This window comes from Mesorhizobium sp. LNHC252B00 (genome assembly GCF_000502955.1).
Taxonomy (GTDB): domain Bacteria; phylum Pseudomonadota; class Alphaproteobacteria; order Rhizobiales; family Rhizobiaceae; genus Mesorhizobium.
In genome coordinates this window covers 104,388-126,876 of the sequence record NZ_AYWO01000001.1, presented here as the reverse complement: position 1 = coordinate 126,876, position 22,489 = coordinate 104,388, and the positions used below count along the sequence as shown (strand labels likewise).

Annotated in this window: 21 protein-coding genes; 14 read left to right on the top strand and 7 right to left on the bottom strand. The window is 63.5% G+C overall.

The window, feature by feature from the left end:
• Window positions 1-30: 30 nt before the first annotated feature.
• Window positions 31-765 (bottom strand): SDR family oxidoreductase, encoded by a 735-nt coding sequence (locus tag X744_RS168485; protein WP_023756779.1) that lies wholly within the window; start codon window positions 763-765, stop codon window positions 31-33.
• Window positions 766-1,032: 267 nt separating this feature from the next.
• Between X744_RS168485 and X744_RS168490 the strand changes: the two genes are divergently transcribed.
• Complete coding sequence (locus tag X744_RS168490; RefSeq protein ID WP_023756778.1) at window positions 1,033-1,929, top strand: LysR family transcriptional regulator; 897 nt, start codon at window positions 1,033-1,035, stop codon at window positions 1,927-1,929.
• Window positions 1,930-2,108: 179 nt separating this feature from the next.
• Here X744_RS168490 and X744_RS168495 read toward each other — a convergent pair whose 3' ends face one another.
• Window positions 2,109-2,978, bottom strand: coding sequence for an NmrA/HSCARG family protein (locus X744_RS168495; RefSeq protein ID WP_023756777.1), 870 nt, complete (start codon window positions 2,976-2,978; stop codon window positions 2,109-2,111).
• A 102-nt stretch (window positions 2,979-3,080) separates the two neighbouring features.
• Between X744_RS168495 and X744_RS168500 the strand changes: the two genes are divergently transcribed.
• Complete coding sequence (locus X744_RS168500; RefSeq protein WP_023756776.1) at window positions 3,081-3,974, top strand: LysR substrate-binding domain-containing protein; 894 nt, start codon at window positions 3,081-3,083, stop codon at window positions 3,972-3,974.
• A gap of 130 nt (window positions 3,975-4,104) precedes the next feature.
• Here the strand turns inward: X744_RS168500 and X744_RS168505 are convergent, their stop codons facing one another.
• The 5 genes from X744_RS168505 to X744_RS168525 all read right to left on the bottom strand — a co-directional run bounded on the left by X744_RS168505 (window position 4,105) and on the right by X744_RS168525 (window position 9,528).
• Window positions 4,105-5,166 carry an alkene reductase gene (locus tag X744_RS168505; RefSeq protein ID WP_023756775.1) on the bottom strand — a complete coding sequence of 354 codons (1,062 nt, stop codon included), beginning with the start codon at window positions 5,164-5,166 and terminating at the stop codon, window positions 4,105-4,107.
• Window positions 5,167-5,198: 32 nt separating this feature from the next.
• Window positions 5,199-6,179 carry an NADP-dependent oxidoreductase gene (locus tag X744_RS168510; protein ID WP_023756774.1) on the bottom strand — a complete coding sequence of 327 codons (981 nt, stop codon included), beginning with the start codon at window positions 6,177-6,179 and terminating at the stop codon, window positions 5,199-5,201.
• 689 nt (window positions 6,180-6,868) lie between these two features.
• Window positions 6,869-7,987 carry a mannonate dehydratase gene (locus X744_RS168515; protein WP_023756773.1) on the bottom strand — a complete coding sequence of 373 codons (1,119 nt, stop codon included), beginning with the start codon at window positions 7,985-7,987 and terminating at the stop codon, window positions 6,869-6,871.
• Between the two features lie 4 nt (window positions 7,988-7,991).
• Window positions 7,992-8,777, bottom strand: a complete 786-nt coding sequence (locus X744_RS168520) for an SDR family oxidoreductase (RefSeq protein WP_023756772.1) — start codon at window positions 8,775-8,777, stop codon at window positions 7,992-7,994.
• Complete coding sequence (locus X744_RS168525; protein ID WP_023756771.1) at window positions 8,770-9,528, bottom strand: FadR/GntR family transcriptional regulator; 759 nt, start codon at window positions 9,526-9,528, stop codon at window positions 8,770-8,772. The genes X744_RS168520 and X744_RS168525 overlap by 8 nt, the downstream gene beginning before the upstream one ends.
• A 178-nt stretch (window positions 9,529-9,706) precedes the next feature.
• Between X744_RS168525 and uxuA the strand changes: the two genes are divergently transcribed.
• The 12 genes from uxuA (at window position 9,707) to X744_RS168575 (ending at window position 22,486) form a co-directional block, all read left to right on the top strand.
• Window positions 9,707-10,891: a mannonate dehydratase gene (gene uxuA, locus X744_RS168530; RefSeq protein WP_023756770.1), complete on the top strand. Its 1,185-nt coding sequence runs from the start codon at window positions 9,707-9,709 to the stop codon at window positions 10,889-10,891.
• Between the two features lie 117 nt (window positions 10,892-11,008).
• Entirely contained in the window at window positions 11,009-12,151 is a 1,143-nt protein-coding gene (locus tag X744_RS168535; protein ID WP_023756769.1) for an extracellular solute-binding protein, read from the top strand.
• On the top strand, window positions 12,151-13,227 hold the full coding sequence (locus X744_RS1000000176175) for an IclR family transcriptional regulator (protein WP_023756768.1): 1,077 nt from the start codon (window positions 12,151-12,153) through the stop codon (window positions 13,225-13,227). The genes X744_RS168535 and X744_RS1000000176175 overlap by 1 nt, the downstream gene beginning before the upstream one ends.
• Entirely contained in the window at window positions 13,154-14,137 is a 984-nt protein-coding gene (locus tag X744_RS168540; protein ID WP_348626146.1) for a sugar ABC transporter substrate-binding protein, read from the top strand. The genes X744_RS1000000176175 and X744_RS168540 overlap by 74 nt, the downstream gene beginning before the upstream one ends.
• Window positions 14,138-14,207: 70 nt before the next feature.
• Complete coding sequence (locus X744_RS168545) at window positions 14,208-15,191, top strand: ABC transporter permease (protein ID WP_031259451.1); 984 nt, start codon at window positions 14,208-14,210, stop codon at window positions 15,189-15,191.
• Window positions 15,181-16,713: a sugar ABC transporter ATP-binding protein gene (locus X744_RS168550; RefSeq protein ID WP_023756765.1), complete on the top strand. Its 1,533-nt coding sequence runs from the start codon at window positions 15,181-15,183 to the stop codon at window positions 16,711-16,713. Before X744_RS168545 ends, X744_RS168550 begins: the two co-directional genes overlap by 11 nt.
• Window positions 16,714-16,758: 45 nt before the next feature.
• The gene (locus X744_RS168555) at window positions 16,759-17,754 is read left to right on the top strand and encodes an ABC transporter permease (protein ID WP_023756764.1); all 996 of its coding nucleotides are present in this window, start codon (window positions 16,759-16,761) and stop codon (window positions 17,752-17,754) included.
• Window position 17,755: 1 nt separating this feature from the next.
• Window positions 17,756-18,541: an SDR family oxidoreductase gene (locus X744_RS168560; RefSeq protein WP_023756763.1), complete on the top strand. Its 786-nt coding sequence runs from the start codon at window positions 17,756-17,758 to the stop codon at window positions 18,539-18,541.
• 21 nt (window positions 18,542-18,562) lie between these two features.
• Window positions 18,563-19,768, top strand: a complete 1,206-nt coding sequence (locus tag X744_RS168565; protein WP_023756762.1) for a CaiB/BaiF CoA-transferase family protein — start codon at window positions 18,563-18,565, stop codon at window positions 19,766-19,768.
• Window positions 19,769-19,770: 2 nt separating this feature from the next.
• Window positions 19,771-20,553, top strand: coding sequence for an enoyl-CoA hydratase/isomerase family protein (locus X744_RS168570; protein ID WP_023756761.1), 783 nt, complete (start codon window positions 19,771-19,773; stop codon window positions 20,551-20,553).
• Entirely contained in the window at window positions 20,550-20,702 is a 153-nt protein-coding gene (locus X744_RS1000000173360; protein ID WP_023756760.1) for a hypothetical protein, read from the top strand. The genes X744_RS168570 and X744_RS1000000173360 overlap by 4 nt, the downstream gene beginning before the upstream one ends.
• On the top strand, window positions 20,699-22,486 hold the full coding sequence (locus tag X744_RS168575) for a CoA-transferase (RefSeq protein ID WP_023756759.1): 1,788 nt from the start codon (window positions 20,699-20,701) through the stop codon (window positions 22,484-22,486). The genes X744_RS1000000173360 and X744_RS168575 overlap by 4 nt, the downstream gene beginning before the upstream one ends.
• The last annotated feature ends 3 nt before the right edge of the window (window positions 22,487-22,489 follow it).

The following is a 22,489-nucleotide window of genomic DNA, read 5'->3' as shown; positions in this document are numbered from 1 at the left end:
GCGAATGGAGCGCCGGACGGGCGCAGTGCGTCACAGTTGCGCCAGGCCGCCGTCGACGGCGACTTCGCTGGCGGTCATGAAGCTGCTGTCCGGTGACGCGAGAAAGGCGGCCACCGCTCCGATCTCCGCCGGATCGGCCATGCGCTGCAGCGGAGTCATCGAGGCGAAGACCTTCTGGCCGTCCTCGCCTAGCGCTTCCTTGGCGAGTTCGGTTGCCGTCGCCCCGGGCGACAGCACGTTTACCCGGATGCCGGTGCCCTTCAGGTCCTCCGCCCAGGTCCGCGCGAGGTTGCGCACTGCCGCCTTGCTCGCGCTGTAGGCGCTGAATGCCGGGGCGCCCGTCGTGCCGGCGCTCGATCCTGTCAGGATGATCGAACCGCCCGGGCCCATCAGCGACAATGCTTTCTGGACCGTGAAGATCGTACCCTTCACATTGGTGTCGAAGGTTTCGTCAATGTGCTCGGCGGTGATCTTGCCGAGCGCAAGCGGGCTTCCCGCCCCGGCATTGGCGAAGACGATGTCGAGCGATCCGCGCTCGGCCTTGACCGCCGCGTAGAGCCGGTCGAGGTCGGCCTCATCGGAGACCGAGCCCTTCACCGCGTGGGCATTGGGCCCAAGGTCCGCCACAGCGGCGTCGAGCGCTTCCTGCCGGCGGCCGAAGATGAAGACAAAGGCGCCCTCTTCGATGAAGCGCTTCGCTGCGGCGAGTCCGATGCCGGTAGCGCCGCCCGTGATGACTGCAACCTTATCCTCAAGCTTTCCCATGACTTCTCCTTTCGTGGTGTCGGGACAGCATCTGCCTCCGAGGACCTCGAAATGGGTCTGCCGGCGTCAGTTGTTGAGTGCGGAAGCGCGCACATCGGTGGTGCGAAATCGATCCGGCTGGACGACTGACGCCAGCCGCGACGATCGGTGTCCGCCGTTCGAAATTGGAGCGCACTCGTCGACATAGGCTATGAGGATGCCCGAACTGCTGTTCGATGTGTTAGACACTGGCTTTGGAAGGCGCACCGCGCGGTGCGGAATTACACCATGATCGACTGGGATGACGTTCGCTACTTTCTAGCCGTCGCGCGCGCAGGCTCGGTGCGGGCTGCTGGCGAGCGCCTCGGGGTCAATCACTCGACCGTGCTGCGGCGCATTGCCCAACTGGAGGAGCGGCTGGGCGCGCAGATGTTCGAGAAGCTGCCTTCGGGCTACCGCCTGACGGCTGCGGGCGAGGAGGTCCTCGATCTCGCGCACCAGATGGAGGCGTCGTCGCATTTGCTGGAGACGCGCGTCTTCGGTCGCGACCAGAGCGCGCGCGGGCTTTTGCGGGTGACGCTTCCACCGTTCCTCGCCACACGCCTGCTCATGCCGGATCTCGCCGACTTCGCGCGTCTGCATCCGGACATCGAGATGGAAATCTCGTCGACCGGCGAGGTGGCAAATCTGACCAACCGAGACGCCGACGTCGCGATCCGCATTGTCGCCAACCGCAAGACCCTGCCGCTCAATCTTCATGGCCTGAAGGGGCCGGAGCTGTTCAGCGCCGTCTACATGTCCCGAGATCGACTGGCCGCGTGGCGTGCTGGCGCGCCTGATCCCATCCGGTGGATCGTCATAGACAATCATGGAATTCCGGACTGGGCACGCGAGGGAGAAGTTCACGTCACGGAAGTTCCGTTCAGGAGCCCGGACGCCGAGACGCAGATCGTTGCTGTACGGCAAGGGATCGGGATGACGAAACTGCCGTGCTTCGTCGGAGATGCCGACCCCCTGCTGGTGAGGGTGCCGGGGACCGACCTGCCCATGCATGGGACGCTCTGGCTTCTCACGCAGGGGGAGACACGCAAGACGAAGCGCGTGCGGCTCTTCACTGAGTTCGTATCCCGCAGGCTCGCCGCCCACGCTCCGCTTCTCTCGGGGCTGTCCGTATCGCGCGGCTGACGCCAGGCACGTCGCCGGCGACGCTTGCCGTAATCCGGTCGGAAGCCGAGCTGCGATCGCTTGGTGCGGTGTCGTTCAATCCGCGAATGGCGCGCCGTATCGTAACCGGCGCGAGGGCCGCATGCTGGCGGCAGAGCGATGGGGAGCGACGGTTCGCCGCCCGCCGCGGCGCGCACTCATCAGGCCGACGCTGCGATCTCGGCTGCGAAGTCGCGATAGGAGCGTAGCGGGCGACCCAGCATGCCTGTCAGGCGATCAACATCTCCTGCCTCAGGGACCATGCCAACCACAAGGAAGAGCTCGGCCATGAGACGCATGTCGAGCGCCATCCAGCTCGGTGCGTAATTTCGGAGGTTTTGCTCGAACGCAGCGGTGTCATTGCCGCCGTAGTGGATCGTCCGCCCGAGAGCTTCCGACCAGATGGCGGCGATATCGGTGCCGGTCAGCGTGTCGGGACCAACGACATTGATCCGCTCGAGGGGAAGCGGCTCACTTGCCTGCGCACGGCGAACGAGCTCGATGGCTGCGATCTCGCCGAGATCGCGCGCGTCGACCAAGGCGATGCCTTTGTCGCCGATCGGCGTAGGATAGACACCGTGACCGAGCACCACGTCCTTCACCGAATAATCGTTGTTGATGAAGTATGCCGGCCGCAGGATGGTGGCGTTGAAGCCCAGCTGCTCCAGCATGCGTTCGACACTGAACTTACCGGCGAAATGCGGCACGTTCACGTAGATGTCGCTGTGAAGCACGGACAGATAGACGATCCGCTCGATCCCGGCCTCACGGGCCAGATTGAGGGCGATCAGCGCCTGGGTAAACTCGTCGGGCACCACGGCGTTGAGCAAGAACAGGGTGGAAACGCCCGAGAAGGCCGTGCGCAGCGCATCGATGTCAAGCAGGTCGCCTTCGGCGAGGGCAACGGCGGCTGGCAAATTGGCCTTCGAGGGATCGCGGACGAGCGCGCGCACATTAGCGCCGCGCTTGACGAGTTGCTCGACGACATTGCGGCCGACGGTTCCGGTTGCACCGGTAACGAGAATGGTCATGTGGTCACTCCTGCTTTTATCAAATCGCTAGCGCTTATTTAGGAGTCCACAAACGCACCGGAAGCTGCCATTTGTAGACACCCCGTCTCACTGGTGGAACACATGGACCTGCTCGCCCTAGCCGACTTCAATCTGGTTGCACGTCATGGTGGATTCGGGCGAGCCGCGCGCGCCACAGGGCGCCCCAAGGCGACGCTCTCGCGGCGCGCCGCAGAACTGGAGAATAGCCTGGGCCTACGCCTGTTCGAGCGCGGAGCGCGTGCCCTGAAGCTCACGCAGGAGGGAAAGGACCTGCATGAGCGAACCAGTCGCTTGCTGACGGAAGTGGAGGAGACGGCCGCAGCGATTGCGTCGGGAGACCGGGAACCGCGTGGAAATTTGCGGATCAGTGCACCGTTGCTCTTCTCTCAACTTGCGATGGGTAAGCTGGCGGCAGGCTTCTCGCTCAAATATCCCGACGTTATCCTCGAAGTCACGACCGAAGACCGCGCAGTCGACATGGTCGAAGAAGGGTATGACCTGGCCATTCGCGTCAATCCGCGTTCCGATGAAAGCCTGGTGGGACGGGTCTTCATGCGTGATCGGCTTGTGATCGTGGCGAGCCCGCAAGTGGCGAGACCGCAAGACGGAGACGCCGCTCCGGCTGTCGTGCGGAGCTCGGACAGAGGAGTCTCGTTGTGGAATATCAAACCGGACACGGGACCGACGACGATCGCGTTCACCCCGGTGCTCAGCCTGTCGTCGCTCATCATGGTTCGCGATGCGGTCGTCATGGGCGTGGGTGCGGCACGGTTGCCGGTATCGCTCGTGAGTCATGATCTGGCCGCCGGCACGCTGGTGCATTGGGGGGACGTAGATGGTCCGGATGCGGCCCTGTGGACACTCTACCCGTCGCGGCGCCTGTTGAATGCCCGCGTTTCCGCCTTCATCGACCATCTGGGGGAAGCGTTTCCCAAAGGCACTCCCGACGAATTGGCAGCGTTCATTCGGATCTGAAGCCGCCACAATTACCTTACTGTCGGCCAACGCCATCACCCATGTCGCATGGTCAGCATGATCCGATAACGCAAGCGACGACCGCCAGTAGGTGGCTGCTGCAGTCCGATGAACCACAGCAGCCGATGCGTCAGCCCGCCAGCCGCGGATAGTCCGTGTAGCCGGCCGCGCCACCGCCATAGAAGGTGGATGGATCGGGCTCGTTGACGGGCGCGCCCAACCGCAGACGCTCGACGAAGTCGGGATTGGCCAAAGCCCAACGGCCGATCGAGGTCATGTCTGCCTGGCCCGAGACGATGTCCTGGTCCAGGGCTTCGCGCGTGCGCCCAAGCCGCAGCACCATCAGGATCGTGGGCCAGGCACGGCGGATGTCGGCGAGGAGCTCGTCGCCCCCGCCATACATCAGGTGGAGATAGGCCAGCTTCAGAGGTGCCAGCGCGGCGACCAGTTCGCGATAGAGCGCAGGACTCTCCGGACCTTCATCGAGCCCGCCTAAAGGCAGGCCTGGCGAAAGGCGGATAGCGGTGCGATCGGCGCCGATCTCATCGGCGACAGCCTGCGCCACTTCGACGGCGAACCGAATGCGGTTAGCGATCGGCCCGCCATAGGCGTCGGTCCGGTGATTGGCGTTCGGCGCAAAGAACTGGTGGACGATATAGCCGTTGGCGCCGTGTATCTCGACGCCGTCGGCGCCGGCATCGATAGCCAGCCGCGCGGCCCGCCGGAAATCCTGCACCGTGGCGGCGACTTCCTCGGTCGTCAGCGCGCGCGGCTCGGGGATGGGCTGCATGCCGCTCGCGGTGAACATCTGCTCACCGGGCGCGACGGCCGATGGGGCGACGGGCTGACGGTGATGCGGCGTGTTGTCCGGGTGCGACATGCGGCCGACATGCATGAGCTGCAGGAAGATCCTCGCGCCTTTTGCGTGAACCGCATCGGTGACCTTGCGCCAGCCGGCGACATGTTCGGGCGCATGGATCCCCGGCGTCGCGAAATAGCCCTGGCCATCGGCCGAGGGTTGCACACCTTCGGTTATCAGCAGGCCCAGCGAGGCGCGCTGGGCGTAGTATTCGGCGGCGTGCTCGCCCGGTACGCCGTTGAACTCGGCTCGGCTGCGGGTCATCGGCGCCAAGGCCAGGCGGTGGGGCAGGTTCATTTGGCCCACGCGGACCGGATTCCAGATCGTCGTCATGATAAACTCCTTGAAAGTTGAAAACTTGGTGATCAGCGGGTGAAGTCAGCGACGATCTTGCCGGGTGCGTGGCCGGTGCGATTGCGCTCGATTGCGGAAGCCAAATCATCGAAACCCACCACGTCGGCGATCGTCGATCGCAGGGCGCCGAGGGCGATCTGCTGGGCGATCGCGGACAGGCGCGCGGTGTCGGGCTTGTTCGATAAGAAGACGCCGCGGCGGCCTGGCGGCGTACGCGATGCGAGGTCCATAGCGGCGATGCTTACGAGAAGGCCGTCGGGCGACAGGAGTGCCCAGGAGCGGTCCACGACCTCACCGCCGACGAGGTCGACGACGAAATAGATGTCGCGCGCAAGCAGCTCGAAGTTCTGCTGCCGGTAGTCGATCACCTCATCCGCGCCGAGGGCCCGGACATGCGGCAGGCTATTGGTCGAGGCCGTGGCAAAGACGGTCGCTCCGGCCGCCTTGGCGAACTGGATGGCAAAGCCGCCCACGGCGCCGGCTGCGCCATGGATCAGCACCCGCCGTCCGGAGAGGTCGAAATCCGCGACCTGAATGACATGCCAGGCTGTCATCGCCGCGACGGGAATGGCCGCTGCCTCAACGTCCGACAGGGCTGACGGAGTCAGGACGAGCTTCTCGGCGTTGATGACGAGATGGTCGGCGTAGGCCCCGACGCCACCGAGGGCGGCCATAACCCGATCCCCGGGCTTCACGCCCGTGACGCTGGGGCCGGTCCGAAGCACGACGCCGGCCATTTCGATGCCAAGTGTCGCGGGCAGGGTCAGCTTGAAGCGCTCGCGGAGGTAGCCTTCACGGATTTTCCAGTCGATGCCGTTTACCGCGGTGGCCTTGACCGACACCAAGACCTCGCCCGGACCCGGCTCGGGCGCGGATACGCTATCGACTGTCAGGGATTCGGGGCCGCCATATGTTTGAAGACGTAAGGCGCGGCCGGGGGCAAGCGGCTCGGATGTGGAAGCCCCGCGCTTGAGATCAGCGGATTGGATCATGTAGGTTCTCCTTCTTGGCAGAAGGTATGCGTTCGAAATCCGAGCCATAAGTCATCGAAATAAGACGGTCTGTCTCGCTGGAGAGACACCCGGATGGCCCTTCCAGCGTCGCCAATTTCGTAATTGTCGCCTTATCCGTCGGTGCTTTTCGGCCAAGCGGAAAAGCGGTCGACCGACGGCGACCTTGTAGCGGCGTGTGATCGGGCTTGAGGAAAGCCTGGGGCTATTCGAACGACGTGACCGCACGCTTGAGCTCACGGATGGCGGCCAGCGCTCTTTGCCGAACAGAAGGCTGGCTCGGCGAACTGCGTGAGATCCAAGTGTAATTCCGCAGCGGTCAAGGTGAGTTGCACGGGGACCTAGATCAGTGCACCGGTGCTCATCTCTCACTTGGCTATGGGAGGTCTCCTTCTCATAGATCGTGCTGTCGGCGAGCGGGACGATCAAAGGGCGTTCATGCCGCTTGATCTTGCCCGTTCGCATAGGTGTCGAGATTCTGAGGATGGGTGCTGACGGTATTTTTGGCGGCGTTTCCGGTTCGGAGCGGCGGACGCCGTCCCGGGTCGCGAGCGAAGCCGTTGACCAGCGCGCCATGGGCACTCAGGTCGCCATCAGTTCGCCCTCAACACGTGGGTGGGGACGCGCCGTAGATCTCACTAGGTTGGGATCATAAAGGCGCGTCGATTTTATCATGAGGCTTTCGTTCGGATCTTGCTGGCTTGGGCGGTCCGTGAAGGCCCCAGCGCAGCAGCGTTCTGGACCAGCGCGCGCATGTAGCCCAAGGCAAAGGCCTTTCCGGCGTGCCAGGGCGCGTCGCAGGACATCTCCGGCGTATGGTCGGGGATCATCACGCCGTCATAATGTTCATCGCGCAGGATACGGACGATTTCGGCCATATCGATATCGCCGTCGTCCACGAAGGTTTCGTGATAGTTCGGAACCTTGCCACGCACGTTGCGGAAGTGGACATAGCCGATGCGTTTGCTGCGTGCGAAGCGCCTGACGTGTCCGTAGATATCGTCGGTGCCGGGCATCTCCTGCAGCGAGCCGAGGCAGAGCTCCAGCCCATTGGACGGCGAGTCGATGATCCCCATCAGGCGGTCATATTTCTGCGGCAGGTTGACGAGCCGTGCGGTACCACGCAGCGCTTCGGCCGGCGGATCGTCGGGGTGCGCCGCCATCACAATGCCAGCTTCTTCGGCCACCGGTATGATCTCGCGAAGGAAGACATCGAGCCGCTGCCAAAGCTCGTCGCTGCTGACCTTCACCGGCTCGGCATTCGGCCGGCCGGCACGGTAGCGCATGTTCCAGACCACGCCGTCGGGGAGGGGCATATCGGGATCGATGGCAGCGAGATCGAGCCCCACCGACATCGCCTCGCCCCGAGCGAATGGGCCGCGCGACCAGCCCCAGACGCCGGCGATCGAGAAGTTGTAGCCGATACAGGGAATACCGGCACGTCCGGCATCGCGAACAAGGCGCTTCAAGCCTTCGATCTGTTTTGCCCTGTCAGGACCGCCGAGCAGCACGTCCGACCAGAAACGCGGCGAGAAATTTTCGATCGCGGCGATCTCGAGACCGTTGTCGCGCACGGTCTTCACCAGACCGATGAAATCCTCGTAATCCCACAGCTCATCGATTGAGCAATCGCCCCAACCCTCGGCATCGCTGCCGGCAGACAGCGAAGGATCGCGGCCGCGAAAATAGTTGGTGAGGTGGGCAACGATGTGGGTGGCGCCTGCCTGGCGGGCAAAGCGGAAATTATCAGGGGTCAGCGACTCCCGGTAAAGGCCAAGGCCGATCTTCACGGCCTTACTTCACGCCGATGCCGGCGGTCAGGCCGCCATCTATTCTGTAGTCCGCGCCGGTGCAGAAGCCGGCCTTCGACGAGCACAGGAAGGCGATCAACTCCGCCACCTCCTCCGGCTCGCCGATACGGCCAAGCGGATGGGCCGCGCCAAAGCGCCGGTAGGCCTCTTCGACATCGGCATCGCTGCCATTGTCGCCGCGTGCGGCCTTCTCGAGTATCGGCGTACGGATCGAGCCTGGGCTGACCGAATTGACCCGGATGCCTGCCGCCGCGTAGTCGAGCGCCAGCGATCGCGTCAGCGTGTGGATGGCGCCCTTGGTCGTGGCATAGGCGGCGACGTCCTGCTGGCAGGCGAAGCCCTGCACCGAAGCGACGTTGACGATGGCGCCGCCGCCACGCTTGATCATTTCCGGGATGCCGAAATGGGCGGTCAGATAGATCGAACCGACATTGACCGCCATCGCCCGGTTCCAGGTCTCCCAGTCGGTCGTCGTCGCCGTTCCGTAGGGATGAACCGCCGCGGAATTGACGATGACGTCGAGGCCGCCAAACCGCTTGACGCCCGCCGCGACCGCGTCGCGAACCTGGTCGGAAACGGAAACGTCCACCGTCTGCACCAGCGCATTCGCTCCGGCTCGGACGAGGCTTTCCTGCATGGCAGCATTGGCTGCCACATCGATACCGCAGGCGACGATCGCAGCACCTCCCTGCGCCAGACGCTTCGCGGTGGCGAGCGCGATGCCGGTCGTGCCGGTGATCAGCGCAACCTTGTTCTCAAAGTCAGACATGATGCAAATCCTTGGAAGGGTCCGGTAGCGCCGGCGAGGTGCGGGCGTTTTCGAGGTCGTCGGGGACGAAGCGCAGGCCGGAATCGAGATGCCGGCTCATCAGGTAGCTGTAGGCGATGCGGTCGCGCGCCCGCAAAGCCGCAATGATCTCGCCATGGGCTTGGCGTGTTTCGCTCAGCACCGGCCGGATCGATTTGCCGACGGTCATGATGTGCAGGATGACCGGCGACAGGAACTGATAGGTCTGCACCAGCATGCGGTTGCCGGCGAGCTTCATCAGCGCCAGGTGGAAATCGAAATCGCGCTGCGCGGCTTCCTGGACATCCTTGCTGGCTTCGATCAGGCCGTTGACTTCGTCCAGGGCGTCGAGTTCGGCGGTGCTCGCATTAAGGACGATATGGTCGCCGATGCCCAACTCGATGATGCGGCGAAACCCCTGTATGTCGTGAAAAGAGGTCCTTGAAATATCCATCTGAGCGGCGAAAAAGTTCTGGATAGCGACATTCTGGCGGTCGGCCAGCACTGCGCCGACACGCGGCTTGGGATCGATCAGTCCGTACGTGCGGATGGTGCGCAGCGCCTCGCGTATCGTGTTGCGGCTGGCGCCGAACAGCTCGCCAAGTTCCCGCTCCGTGGGCAGCACGTCGCCCACGGACATGGCGCGGTTTCGAATGAGGTCGAGGATCTGCCGCACCGTCTGGTCGACCGCCGAACTGCTGGCCCCGGCATCGTCCGCCACTTCTTGATCCAAGGCTTTGTTCCTTCTTATTTGTTGGACCAAGGCTAGGCTGAAACGGATGGGAAATCAATCGGCACCCGGCGAAAGGTCGAAAAAGGATCCCGCCATCGGTTGATTCAAGAAGAATTCAGCGTGTTGACAGGTGTGTGGTCCAACAATAATGTCGCCCACCTGACATTGAGGAGGCTTCATGGAACAGTGCTGGCGTTGGTATGGACCGAACGACCCGGTAACACTCGATCATGTCAAGCAGGCGGGCGCGACCGGCATCGTATCGGCCTTGCACGACATCTATGATGGCCGCGCCTGGCCGCTTGAGAGCATTCTGGAGCGCAAGCGGATCATCGAGGCCGCTGACCTGACATGGTCGGTTGTCGAGAGCATCCCGGTCCATAATTCGTTCAAGATCGGCGCACCGGAACGCGAGCGTTACGCCGGCTATTATCGTGACACGATCCGCGCGCTTGCCAAGGCCGGCATCGCGACGGTCTGCTACAATTTCATGCCCGTGGTCGACTGGACCCGCACCGACCTGGCCTATCGGCTGCCGACGACCGGTTATGCGCTGCGTTTCGACGCGATCGATTTCGCGGCCTACGACCTGTTCGTGCTGAAGCGCAGCAATGCCGAGGCCGGGTACAGTGCCGCCCGCATCGCCGAGGCGGAAGCGCGGCTGAAGGAACTGAGCAGCGAGGCGATCGACAGGATCGAGCGCAACCTGATCGCCGGCCTGCCGGCGACCGAGCGCAGCTACAACAGGGACAGTTTTCGCGAGGCCCTAGCGGAATACGATGCGATCGGGCCGAAGGAATTGCGCGACAACCTTGCCTGGTTCCTGCGCGAGATCATACCGGTCGCCGAAGAGGAGGGGGTGCGCATGTGCATCCATCCCGACGACCCGCCCTTCTCGCTCTATGGCCTGCCCCGCATCGTGTCGACCGCCGAGGATGCGCGTTTCATCCTCAACGCCGTCGACAGCCCCGCCAATGGTCTGACGTTCTGCACCGGCTCCTACGGCACGCGCGCCGACAACGACATCGTCGCCATGGTCAAGGAATTCGCTGATCGCATCCATTTCGTCCATCTGCGCAACATCACCATCGAGGATGACGGCTCGTTCTATGAGGCCGAGCATCTCGAGGGCGGCACCGACATGGCGCATGTCATCCTCGCTCTGATGCAGGAAGAGGCGCGGCGCCGCAACGAGGGCCGCGCCGACTGGCGCATTCCGATGCGGCCGGACCACGGCCACCTGCTCGCCGACGATATCGGCAAGACCAGGATCAATCCCGGCTATTCGCTGATCGGCCGGCTGAAAGGCCTCGCCGAGCTGCGTGGCATCATGCGCGCCGTCGAGCGGTTCGGACTGGCTTGAAGCTGTCAGGAGGCGAACTGCCCTTTGCATATGTAAAAGTTACTTGTCTATGTGAAAATACCTGCTACGACTGCGGGCCGGGCGGACATGCTCGGTTCCAGGGAGGAATTGCCTGAGATGACAAGACTGCGCGGTCTTGCGTGGGATCATCGACGTTGCTGGGGTCCGCTCGACGCCAGCGTGGCGCCGTATTGCGCTGGCAATCCAGGCCTTGAAATCGAATGGGACCGCCGCAGCCTCTATGAATTCGGCGAGGGTGCCCTCGGGCCGGTGCTCGGCACTTACGATCTGGTCGTGTTCGACCACCCCTTCATCGGAGACATCGCGGAGGATGAGCTGATGGTGCCGTTCGACGCCTATTTGTCGGCCGAACAAATCCGTTTCTTCGAACACGATTCGGTCGGTGCGTCCTGGCGTTCCTACGCAAGAAACGGACGCCAATGGGCGTTGCCCATCGATGCCGCTTGTCAGGTCGCGTCCTATCGCCCGGATCTCCTGGAGCGTTACGGGCTGGTGCCGCGCACACATGACGAGGTGGTCGAGCTTGGTCGGCGCGCCCGCAAGAACGGCAAGTGGCTCGGCCTGCCGTCGGTCCCGACGGATGCCATGTGCATGCTTCTGACGCTTGGCCGCCCACAGGAGAACGGTGAACAATTCATTGCCAGGGAGATGGTCGAGCAGGCTGTCGCTCAATTGCGAGAGCTCGCGGCGCTGTCGCATCCGAACTCAGCAAAATGGAACCCGATACGCTGCTGTGACCACATGATCGCGCATGACGACGTGGTCTATGTGCCTTTCGCATTCGGCTATGTGAACTATGCCTCCAGGACCGACAGGCCATGTCTGCGTTTTGCCGACGTGCCGACGCCGCGTTCTGCCGGAGCCTTGCTCGGCGGTGCCGGTATCGGCGTCAGCGCCCGGTCGAAACACAAGCAGGCCGCGATCGACTACTCGGTGTTCCTGTGTTCGCCCGAGTACCAGCGCGGCGACTATGTGAAGTCGGGCGGACAGCCGGGATCGCTGGCGGCCTGGAAAGATGTCGAGGTCAATCATCTCTGCGGCAATTTCTTCAACTCGACGCTTGCGACGATCAGCTCGTCCTATCTGCGTCCGACGCATCCTGGCTTCATCGGCTTCTTCCGCGAATGCGCGCCGCATGCGGCCGCCGCCATCGCCGGCGACATTTCGGCGGCCGAACTAGCAGACCATGTGAATCGCCTCTACCGCGAAACCAGGCAACCGGAACGGAGCATTGCGTGATGGCCGCCAGTATTGCCGAGACGCTCGACGACAGCGAAAGCGGCCGCAACGGCTATCGTGTGCCTGCGGTAGACAAGGCGCTCGACGTCCTTGAGTTCATGGCAGCCAGCGCCGAAACGCTGACCCAGACCGAGATCGCGGCCGGCCTCGGACGCTCCATTCACGAAATCTACCGCATCCTGCTCCTGCTGGAAAAGCGCGGCTATATCTTTCGCACGCAGTCCGACCGCTTCCGCCTGTCGCTGAAGCTGTTCGAATTGGCGCACATGCACCCGCCGGTGAACCGGCTGGTCGAATGCGCGCTGCCGGTGATGCGCGAGCTGACCGCCAATGCCGATCAGAGTTGCCACCTCGTGGTGCGCGAAGGCCAGAACGCGCTGGTGGTGCTGCAGATCGATTCACCACTGCCGATGCGCTACTCGGTTGCCTTGGGCTCGCATTTCCCGATCCTCGAAACCAGTTCAGGCGCGGTCTTGCTCGCCCATTCGAACCGGGCCGAGCGCGACCGCATTGTCGATCGCATCGTGACCGCCGGCGAAGGACAGGGCACGCGGGCCGAAATCGAAGCACGGCTGAACGAGGTGGCTAGGCTCGGCTACGAGATGCGTGCCTCGTTGGCCGTCGAAGCCTGCACCAACATCTCCATGCCGGTGCGCGATCACACCGGCGCCNTACGAGATGCGTGCCTCGTTGGCCGTCGAAGCCTGCACCAACATCTCCATGCCGGTGCGCGATCACACCGGCGCCGTCATCGCCGCACTCACGGTCCCGCTGCTGCCGCAGAAGGCCGCACGGTTCGACCGGCAAACCATCTTCGAACGCACCCGGGCAGCCGCCGAGAAGATATCGGCGGAGCTCGGCTGGGGGGAATCCAACTCTTCGTTACGTGCCGACCCGGAACGGCGGGGCTATCCGTTCAGCGATTAACAAAAGCGATAAACCTGGGAGAAGAAAATGCACTGGTCCAAGTCAATCCTGTTTGCATCCGCGGCCGTGCTGGCCATGGGCGCGGCGGCCGCACATGCCGAGAACATGCCGAAGCGCATCGGCTACGTCACCAATTACGCCACCCATGAATGGTACCAGAACGTCATCAAAGGCATGAAGGCTCACGGGAAGGAACTCGGCATCGAGGTCGAGGTGCAGGACGCCAACCTCGACATATCCAAGCAGGTCGCTGCAGCCGAAGACTTCATCGCCAAGGGCGTCGATGTGCTGATCATCACGCCGGTGAATGAAGAAGGTGTGGTACCGCTGCTGCGCCAGGCCAAAGCCGCCAACATTCCTGTGGTGCTCGAGGGCAATCCGGTCAAGGGCATGACCACGATGGTCGCCATCTGCGACTATGACACTGGCTATTTTTCCGGCGTCGAAGCCGGCAAATATGCCAAGGAAAAGCTCGGCGGCGTTGCCAAGGTGATGAATGTCGGCCTGCCGCTGCTCTCCGCCACGGTGCTGCGCTCGCACGGCTTCATGGACGGGCTGAAGACCGTCATCCCTGACGCGGTCATGGTCCACGACCTTGACGGCGGCGGCAATCCCGACCGAGCGCTCGAAGTGTCTTCGGCGGCACTCGCCAAGAACGCCGACATCAACATCATCTACGGCATCAACGATTCGTCGTCGCTGGGCGGCCTGCAGGCCTGGAAGGCGGCCGGCAAGTCGCAGGATGGCCTGTTGACCGTCGGCACCGGCGGCGAGGGGCTTGCCTTCATCAACGCGATGCAGAACGAGCCGTCGTATCGCATCGAGGCCGCGATGTTCCCGGAAAAGGAAGGCTTCACGGCAATCGATGCTGCGGTCAAGCTCTTCAACAACGAGGAAGTGCCGGAGCATATCGTCAGCCCGACCGCACCAATGAACGGCGAGGATTGGAAGAAGTTCTATGATTACGACGGCACCACCCGCACCATCAAATGGGATGCCGTCAACGCACTGCAGCCGCCGGCAAAGTGCATGAAGACCTCCGCCGACCTGAAGAAATAAAGCTGGCTGACTTTGCCCTTCCCGCAGTGCGGGAAGGGCGCCTGAACCATAGCGGCCCGAATGGATTGAGATGAGCGAGCTTACACACGCCTCCGCGCCGAAGCGCTTTGTCGGCGGACAGCTGCTGGGCAGCAGCCAGCTTGTGCTGGGTGTCATCCTGGCGGTGCTGTGCATCGCCATCTCGATCGCGGCGCCGCAATTCTATTCGGAGGCCAACATCATCGCCATTCTGCGCCAATGCGCGCTGGTGCTGATCGTTGCCTCGGGCATGACCATGCTCATCATCACCGCCGAGGTCGATCTGTCGGTCGGCGCGTCACTCGCCTTCGTCGGCTGCATCGGCATGGCGGTGCTCAATTCTACCCATAGCCTCACGCTCGGCTTGCTGGCGGCCCTTGCCTTTGCCGGCGGGGTCGGCCTGTTCAATGGGCTGGTCGTCACCAGGCTCCGGGTCAACTCGCTGATCGCCACCATCGGCACGATGATGATGCTGCAAGGCGGCGTCTATCTGTTCACGCGCGAGGCGGTGCAGAACCACAACCAGCTCGCGAGCTTCACCGATCTCGGCGCCGGCTATGTCGGCGCGGTGCCGGTCCCCGTCATTCTGGCGGCGCTGATCTTCGTGGTCGCCTATGTGACGCTGCGTTTCACCACGCTCGGCCGCTACCTCTATGCGGTTGGCGCCAATGAAAAGGCGGTGCGCCTGTCCGGCCTTCGGTCCGAGCGCCTCAAGCTGTTTGCCTTCGTCCTCACCGGGCTCTGCGTCGGCGTTGCCGGCATGATCCTGTCGTCGCTGATGAATGCCGGCCAGCCGACCGCCGGCCGAGGCTTCGAACTGACGGTCATTGCTGCCGTCATCCTGGGCGGCACCAGCCTGCTCGGCGGCCGTGGATCGCTGTTCGGCACCTTGCTCGGCGTGCTGGTGCTGAAGGTGATCGACAACGGCATCATCATTCTCGGCTGGAACCAGGACCTGCAGATGGTGGTGCCGGGCGTCGTCATCATCCTCGCAACCTATCTCGACATCATCCGGAACAAAGCCAATGTCCGTTGATTTCCTTCACCCTGGCGAAGGCGGGGCCATCGACACCAGTGTGCCGGCGCTCGAACTGCGCGGCATCGACAAGCGCTTCCCCGGCGTCGTGGCGCTCGACAATGTCGACTTCAGCCTGGAGCCCGGCAAGATCCATGCCTTGATGGGCGAGAACGGCGCCGGCAAGTCGACGCTGATCAAGATCATGGCTGGTGTCTACGGCAAGGATGCCGGCACCATCCGCATGCGCGGGCACGAGGTCGACATCAAGTCGCCGCGCGACAGCTTGAAGGAAGGCATCAAGGTCGTGTTTCAGGAGATCGCGCTGATCTCCGAATTCACCGTTGCCGAGAACATCTTCCTGGAAGGCTATCCGACCGGCAGAGCCGGCTCGATCGACTGGAAGAAGATTCGCGCCGATTCCGCCGCACTGTTCAACCGCATCGGCTTCAACGTCGATCCGGCGGCACGCACGGGATCGCTGCCGGTCAGCCAGCAGCAGATGGTCGAGATCGCGCGTGCGCTCGCCCATGAAGCCCGCGTCGTGGTGATGGACGAACCGACGTCCTCGCTGACGCCGAACGAGGTTTCGCTACTGTTCACAGTCATCCGCCGGCTGGCCAGCCTTGGCATCGCGGTGGTCTATGTCAGCCACAAGCTCGACGAGGTTTTCGAGATCGCCGACACGGTGACCGTGCTGCGTGATGGGCGCCACATCTCGACCAGGCCGATCGGCGAGCACACCAACGACACGCTGATCCAGGACATGATCGGTCGGCGCATCGACAATCTGTTTCCCCGCCAGCGTGGCCCGGCCGGCAGCAGGGTTGCCTTGTCGGTGGAGAACCTCAGCACGGCGAAGAAGCTGTCCGACGTCTCCTTCGAGGCGCGAGCCGGCGAGGTGCTCGGCTTCTTCGGCTTGATGGGCGCGGGCCGCACCGAACTCGCCAAGGCGATCGTCGGCTATGACCCGATCACCGCGGGTACGATCACCGTCGACGGCAGCCGGCTCGTGCCGCACGATACGCGCACCGGCGTCAAGCTCGGCATCGGCCTGCTCACCGAGGACCGCAAGAGCGAAGGGCTGATGGGCGAACTGCCTGTCTACCAGAATGCAAGCCTGGCCTCGCTCGGTGCTTTCGCCCGCCTGGGGTTCGTCGACAAGGCGAAGGAACACAAGGCGGTGCAGGACTATGTCGACCGTTTCCGCATCAAGACGCCCAGCCTGTTCCAGCAGGTGAAGAACCTGTCGGGCGGCAATCAGCAGAAAGTGCTGATCGCGCGTTGGCTGATGCGGGGCCTGAAAGTGATCGTCGTCGACGAGCCGACGCGCGGCATCGATGTCGGTGCCAAGTCGGAAATCTTCGCGCTGATCGACCGGCTCGCCGGCGAAGGCCTGGCGGTGGTCATGATGACGTCCGAGATGCCGGAGCTGCTCGGACTTGCGGATCGGATCGCGGTGATGTGCGAAGGCCGCCTGACCGTGATCATGTCGCGCGAGGAAGCCACACAGGAGAAGATCCTCAATGCGGCGATCGGGTAAGATGACGACATCAAGCGATCAGCCCCACCTCGAAGGGAGCACGCGATGAGCTTTGCAGCCACGGCCCCCGCAAAGGCCCAACCATCCATGCTGGTGCGTCTCGTTGCCCGACAGGAACTGGCACTGCTTGTCTGCCTTATCCTGGTTCTGGCGTTCTTTTCCTTCACGGTCGAGAATTTCTTCTCCGTGCGCAATTTGACCAACGTGCTTGGCCAGGCGTCGCTGCCGCTGATCGCCGGCATTGGCTGTGCCATCGTGTTCATTTCCGGCGAGGTCGACATCTCGATCGGCTCGCTGGTCGCGACCATTGCCCTGCCGCTGATCATCATCATGAACGACACCAACTCGCTGTGGCTCGGCATCGGTGGCGCGCTGCTGTTCGGCCTGATCATCGGCGTGGTGAACGGCTATCTCACCGCTTATGCCGGCATCAACTCGCTGATCGTGACTTTGGGCACGATGTTCATCATGCGCGGCGGTGTCTATCTTTATACCGGCCAGCGCGCCATCCCGGACGATGCCAGCCTCGACAGCTTTATCGCTCTGTCGGATGGCCGCCTGTTCAACACCATCCCCTATTCGGCTGTCATCGCCATCGTCCTGCTCGGCGCCTTCGCCTACATGATGCAGCATCGGCCGTTCGGGCGGCAGATCTATGCCGTCGGCGGCAATCAGGAAGTGGCGCGGCTGGCTGGCTATGATGTGCGGCGCGTCAAGTTCATCTGCTTCATCATCAGCTCACTGCTGGCGACGGTCGCGGGCATTATTCTCGCCGCGCGCGTCGGCTCGGCGCAGCATACGGCGGGGCTCAATTTCGAATTCCAGGTCGTTGCCGCGACAGTGCTCGGTGGGGTCAGCCTTGCCGGCGGCATCGGCAGCCTGACCGGCATGGCGCTGGGCGTGCTGATCCTGCAGTTCCTGTCCAACGGCCTGCGCGGGCTCGGCCTGCCGACCGAATGGCAGCTGGTCATCACCGGCATGATCATCATCGCCGCGGTCGCCTTCGACGAGGCGAAACGCCGGCGCGCGAATGGAGGCTGACATGGCCCGTCTCGAAGGGAAAACCGCCGTCATCACCGGTGCTGCCGACGGCATCGGGCACGCGATCGCTGAAGCGATGGCGCGCGAAGGCGCGCATGTTTTCCTCGGCGACATAGCCGACGGCGCGGGCGAGGAATTCGCGACCGCACTTCGCGCCGCCGGCCGTCAGGCCGATTACGTGCATTGCGACGTCTCTCAAGGGGCCGACATTGCCGGCCTCATCGACAGCGCCGTCAAGAAGACCGGGCACCTCGACATCCTGGTCAACAATGCCGCCATCGCCATTGGCGGCATGCCGGTGCACGAGATGACCGATGAGCAGTGGCACCGGCTGATCGCGGTCAACCTGACCAGCGTGTTTCACGGCTGCAAATACGCGCTGCCGCACATGATCGCGCAGAAGTCCGGCTCGATCATCAACATGGCCTCCGCACAGGGGCACATCGGGCTTGATGGCTGGACCGCCTATGCCGGTGCCAAGGGCGCGGTGATGGCGATGACGCGCCAAATGGCAGTCGAGTTCGGCCCCGTGAACATCCGCGTCAATTCGATCTCGCCGGGCACCATCAACACGCCGATGAACGACAGACTGATCAAGGAGATCGGCGGCAACTTGGCCAAGGCTTGGGTCAAGATGCATCCGCTCGGCCGCATAGGCGAACCTTCCGAAGTGGCCGAAGCCGCCGTCTATCTCGCCTCCGATGCCGCGGGCTTCACCACCGGCACCGATTTGCGTGTGGATGGCGGACTGACCGCCGCACCGCGCTATGTTCCCGAACTGCTTTGAAAACACGAAACGAGATTTGAAATGAACAAGGCCCTCGAAGGCGTCCGCATCCTCGATTTCAGCCATTTGCTGCAGGGGCCGTTCGCCACACAGCTGCTCGGCGACATGGGCGCCGACGTCGTCAAGGTCGAGCGTGCCGGCGCCGGCGACATGTTCCGTGGCATGACCTTCTTCGCCAAATGGGTGGGCGGCTCCGAGAGCCCGAATTTCCTCGCCTGGAACCGCAACAAGCGCTCGATCGCGCTCAACCTGAAGAGCCGCAAGGTGCACGCCATCCTCATGGAGATGGCCAAGACCGCCGACGTGGTGGTGCAGAATTTCCGCCCCGGCGTGCTGGCCAAGCTCGGCTATGGCTATGAGGACTTTAGGGCTGTCAACCCGCGCATCATCTATTGTTCGGGTTCAGGCTATGGCGAGGAAGGACCCTATGTCGAGCGCCCCGGCCAGGACATGCTGATCCAGGGGCTAGCCGGGTTGATTGCCAACACCGGCCGCGGCGACCAGGCGCCGGTCCCGGCCGGCGCCGGGCTCGCCGACCAGATCGGCGCCATGAACATGGTCTACGGCATCCTGTCGGCGCTTTACTATCGCGAGAAGACCGGCAGAGGTCAGAGGATCGAGGTCAATCTGCTGGCCGGCCTGCTGGCGCATCTCAATCAGGAATATGTCGCCGTGCTCAACCTCGGCGAGGACTTTGTCCGGCCCAATTCCGGCATCGGCCATCCCGGCATGCAGGCGCCGTTCGGCATCTACGAGGCGAAGGACGGCGGCTACATTTCGATCGCTATGAGCCCGTTCAAGACGCTGTACGAGGTGCTGGAGGCGCCGCAGCTTGCCGTCTATGACGACCTCAAGACCTTGTTCGACAAGCGCGACGAGGTGTTCGAGAAGGTCAATGCGGAGACGAAGAAATTCGCCACGCAGGATCTGCTGGCACGGCTGCTGGCGGTAGACGTCTGGTGCGCCGAGGTGAAGGATATCCGCCGCGCGGCCGAAGACCCGCAGGTCAAGCATATGGGCATGATCACCAGCTATGATCATCCGCGCGGCGGCAAGGTGCGGGTGGTGGCACCCGCGGTCAAGATGAGCGAGACGCCCGCGACCATCGAGCGGCCGGCGCCACTGGTCGGCCAGCATGGCCGCGAGATCCTGGCCGAGTTCGGCCTTTCCAACGAGGAAATCGCAGCACTGGAGGCGTCCGGCGACATGACCGTGGACGCGGCCTGACGATGCGCTTCTACCGGACACTCACGGTCGAAATTTCTGGCTGTGTCGCGGTCGTCACCTTCCGCCGCGCCGACCAGCTCAACGCCATGAATCGGATCATGCAAGGTGAGATCACCGACGCGTTCGAGGCGCTGTCCAGCGATGCGGGCGTGGGAGCGATCGTGGTGACCGGCGAAGGTCGCGGCTTCATGGCCGGCGCCGATATCAAGGAATACGCCGCGCAGACCGCCGCCGAGTTCGACACGTTCCAGGCTGCCGGCATGCGCATGTACGCGGCGATCGAGAACAACCGCAAACCGGTGATCGCGGCGGTCAACGGCTTTGCCCTCGGCGGCGGCATGGAACTGGTGCTGTGCTGCGACATCGTGATCGCCAACCAGTTCGCGAAGCTCGGTCTGCCGGAGATTAAGCTCGGGCTGGTTCCCGGCGGCGGCGGCACGCAACGTAGCGTCGCCAAGCTCGGCCGCAACCGTGCCAACCTTCTGCTGATGACCGGCGCCATCGTACCGGCCTCTGAATTCGTCGCTGCCGGCCTTGTCAACGAGGTCGTCGATGTCGACAGGCTGATGCCGCGCGCGCTGGAATTGGCTGAGATAATTGCCGCCGAGCCAGCCGCCGCGATCGAAGGGTTGAAGGCGCTGACGTTGCATGCCGTTTCGGGCGACCTGGCCTCAGGCCTCGCCATGGAGCGCGGCATATTGGGCGACCTCTATCGCAGCGAGATCGGCCAGCAGCGGGTCAAGGAGTTCGCCGACAGGAGCACTACAAAGAAGGCTGGGCCGTGAAGACCTGCGCGCTGACCGTCCAGCGGCTAGGCACGATGCTTGCGCTGGCCGGCAATCCCATGGCCCAATCCGGCGTTGCGACGGCGCTGGAATTCTCAACCGAAAAGCCGTTTGTGACCCGCTACCGCATCGAGGCGTCCGCGCTGTGAATGATCGTGCCGCAATGTCCCTGGTCAAGTCGAACCGGCCGCGCTTCACTGATATCGAAGGGCTGGCCGCGATGGTCCGACAAGGCGACTCGCTTGGCGTCGGCGGTCACCATTTCGCTCGGTTGCCGATTGCATTGCTGCGCGCGATAGCCCAGTCGGGCGTCAAGGATTTGCGTTACGTCTGCTGGGCCGGCGGCTTGCCGCTCGAACTGCTGCTCGAAGCGGGTGCGGCGGCGGAAATCGACCTCTGCTTTTCCAGCCTCGATATTTTCGGCCTGCCACCAAGATTCCGTGCCGCCGCCGAAAGCGAGGCGATACCGGTTCGCGATTGGACGGCTCTGGCCATGATCCAGGCGCTGCGGGCGGCACAGCAGAATCTGCCGTCCATGCCGTTCCAGCTTCCGGAAGGGTCGGACATGCTGTCGCGTTTGCCGGGTGCGAGCGCCATGCCCGATCCGATTGCCGGAACAGATATGGGATTTATCCCGCCGCTGAGGCTCGATGCGTTTGTCGTCCACGCACAGCGGGCGGATGAAAACGGCAATGTTCAGGTCATCGGCCCGCGCGCATTGGACTTCGCGATGGCGGGCGCGGCGCGCAAGGTGCTGGTCACGGTCGAGGAAATCGTCCCGGTCGGGGCGCTGCGGCAAGACGGGCGCCAGAGCGTGTTGACCCGCAACCAGGTTTCGGCCATAGCGCTTATGCCGGGCGGTGCCTGGCCGGCCTCGTGCCTGCCATTCTATGTCACCGATTATCAGGCACTGTCGCAGGCATTGGCGGCCCGGGAAACGCCCTTGGCGGACAGTCTGCGGCTGCCCTCCGATGGCGTGCCGAAGCCGCTGCAAAGGGCTGCGAAGGTTCGCGCCAAAACGGCCCTCGCAATGCCGGCGCTCGCTCATGATGCGGAGAAAGCATCCATCGACGAGATCATTGCCGCCCGCATCGCCGCCGAACTCGACAATGAGAGTTTTGCCAGCGCCGGCGCTGTCTCGCCGCTGGCCAACGTCGCCTACCGGTTGGCCAAGGCGACGCATGCGCCCGACATGATCATCGCGACGATGAGCTGCGGCCATCTCGACATAGCGCCGAGCCCGATGATCCTGTCGCTGATCGAAAGCCTTGATTGCGAGACGGCGGTGACGCATGCCGGCGGCGACGACACTTACTCGACTTACTATCAGGCAGGTGCGGTGACGCATGAGATCGTTGGCGCGGCGCAGGTCGACCGACGCGGCCGCGTCAACACCATCGCGCTGCGCAAACCGAGCGGCGGCCTGATACGGTTGCCAGGGCAAGGCGGCATGGCCGATGTCGCCAACATGCACCGCGACTATTTGCTCTACATTCCTCGGCATTCGGTCCAGTCGCTGGTGGATGAGGTGGAGATCGTGAGTTCCGCCCGCGGGCTGCTGACACCGGAGGAGCGAGAGCCGATGGGCTATCGCACCGGCCAGGCGCTGGTGTTCACCGATCTCTGCGTCTTTCGGCTCGACCGGACATCCCGGGAATTGATCGTCATCGAGACCATGCCCGGCGTCATGCAGCAGCAGATCCGCGACGCCACCGGGTTTGCGGTGACCTTCGACGCCGATTGCCGGGAGGTTCCGCTGCCTTCCAGCGATGCGCTCGCTGTTCTGCGCAATCGCATCGACCCGCTCGGCCTGCGGCGCCTCGAATTTGTCAGCGCCAAGGAGCGCGGCGCGCTGATCGCCGAGATACTCTCCGCCGACCGCGCGATGGTCGAGCTCTGCATCGCCGCACAGAAATCGCACATCGCAAGCTGAGGA

Coding starts and splice junctions, on each gene's coding strand:
- X744_RS168535 (WP_023756769.1), top strand. CDS start 11,009: ATGACAAGACTGCGCGGTCTTGCGTGGGATCATCGACGTTGCTGGGGT.
- X744_RS168560 (WP_023756763.1), top strand. CDS start 17,756: ATGGCCCGTCTCGAAGGGAAAACCGCCGTCATCACCGGTGCTGCCGAC.
- X744_RS168500 (WP_023756776.1), top strand. CDS start 3,081: ATGGACCTGCTCGCCCTAGCCGACTTCAATCTGGTTGCACGTCATGGT.
- X744_RS168565 (WP_023756762.1), top strand. CDS start 18,563: ATGAACAAGGCCCTCGAAGGCGTCCGCATCCTCGATTTCAGCCATTTG.
- X744_RS168505 (WP_023756775.1), bottom strand. CDS start 5,166: ATGACGACGATCTGGAATCCGGTCCGCGTGGGCCAAATGAACCTGCCC.
- X744_RS168570 (WP_023756761.1), top strand. CDS start 19,771: ATGCGCTTCTACCGGACACTCACGGTCGAAATTTCTGGCTGTGTCGCG.
- X744_RS168510 (WP_023756774.1), bottom strand. CDS start 6,179: ATGATCCAATCCGCTGATCTCAAGCGCGGGGCTTCCACATCCGAGCCG.
- X744_RS168540 (WP_348626146.1), top strand. CDS start 13,154: ATGGGCGCGGCGGCCGCACATGCCGAGAACATGCCGAAGCGCATCGGC.
- X744_RS168490 (WP_023756778.1), top strand. CDS start 1,033: ATGATCGACTGGGATGACGTTCGCTACTTTCTAGCCGTCGCGCGCGCA.
- X744_RS168550 (WP_023756765.1), top strand. CDS start 15,181: ATGTCCGTTGATTTCCTTCACCCTGGCGAAGGCGGGGCCATCGACACC.
- X744_RS168520 (WP_023756772.1), bottom strand. CDS start 8,777: ATGTCTGACTTTGAGAACAAGGTTGCGCTGATCACCGGCACGACCGGC.
- X744_RS168555 (WP_023756764.1), top strand. CDS start 16,759: ATGAGCTTTGCAGCCACGGCCCCCGCAAAGGCCCAACCATCCATGCTG.
- X744_RS168495 (WP_023756777.1), bottom strand. CDS start 2,978: ATGACCATTCTCGTTACCGGTGCAACCGGAACCGTCGGCCGCAATGTC.
- uxuA (WP_023756770.1), top strand. CDS start 9,707: ATGGAACAGTGCTGGCGTTGGTATGGACCGAACGACCCGGTAACACTC.
- X744_RS168485 (WP_023756779.1), bottom strand. CDS start 765: ATGGGAAAGCTTGAGGATAAGGTTGCAGTCATCACGGGCGGCGCTACC.
- X744_RS168545 (WP_031259451.1), top strand. CDS start 14,208: ATGAGCGAGCTTACACACGCCTCCGCGCCGAAGCGCTTTGTCGGCGGA.